This window comes from Pantoea eucrina (genome assembly GCF_001691555.1).
GTDB classification, from domain to species: domain Bacteria; phylum Pseudomonadota; class Gammaproteobacteria; order Enterobacterales; family Enterobacteriaceae; genus Pantoea; species Pantoea borealis.
In genome coordinates this window covers 142,972-143,676 of record NZ_MAYN01000008.1, presented here as the reverse complement: position 1 = coordinate 143,676, position 705 = coordinate 142,972, and the positions used below count along the sequence as shown (strand labels likewise).

Genomic DNA, 705 nt, shown 5'->3' with positions numbered 1-705 from the left:
GCGCTTTTCGCAGATTAGCACGTCCTTCATCGCCTCTGACTGCCAGGGCATCCACCGTGTACGCTTGGTCGCTTAACCTCACAACCCACAGGCGTTTTGAACGCTGTGAATCGCGATAATCTTGAGACCCGGCCGCATCGCGCATCGTTCTTATTACGGAGAACGAATACGACGCGGTCGTTTCAAATTTTCAGCTTGTTCCGGATTGTTAAAGAGCAATAACTTCGCAATGCACTCGAAAATGCATTCAGAAGTTGAGTATCAACGTGGGGACGTTGATGGTGGAGCTAAGCGGGATCGAACCGCTGACCTCCTGCGTGCAAGGCAGGCGCTCTCCCAGCTGAGCTATAGCCCCAATGATTCGCAAAACCCTTCACCCAATTCTTTCGAGTTCAAGGCGTGACGACGCGAAGCATAGTAAACTATGCGAGCCGTTGTCATAACGCAGAAATCGGGAGAATTTGGTAGGCCTGAGTGGACTTGAACCACCGACCTCACCCTTATCAGGGGTGCGCTCTAACCACCTGAGCTACAAGCCTGGAGAGAGTTTTACTGCTTCTTTAAATTTCATCAGACAATCTGTGTGAGCACTTCGCGGGAAAGTATCTTCAGGTAAGGAGGTGATCCAACCGCAGGTTCCCCTACGGTTACCTTGTTACGACTTCACCCCAGTCATGAATCACAAAGTGGTAAGCGCCCTCCCGG

2 tRNA genes are annotated in these 705 nt (G+C 51.3%); both read right to left on the bottom strand.

The window, feature by feature from the left end:
* Window positions 1-279 precede the first annotated feature (279 nt).
* Window positions 280-355: transfer RNA gene (locus BBA90_RS06830), tRNA-Ala, on the bottom strand.
* Between the two features lie 107 nt (window positions 356-462).
* Window positions 463-539, bottom strand: a tRNA-Ile gene (locus BBA90_RS06825).
* Window positions 540-705: the final 166 nt, after the last annotated feature.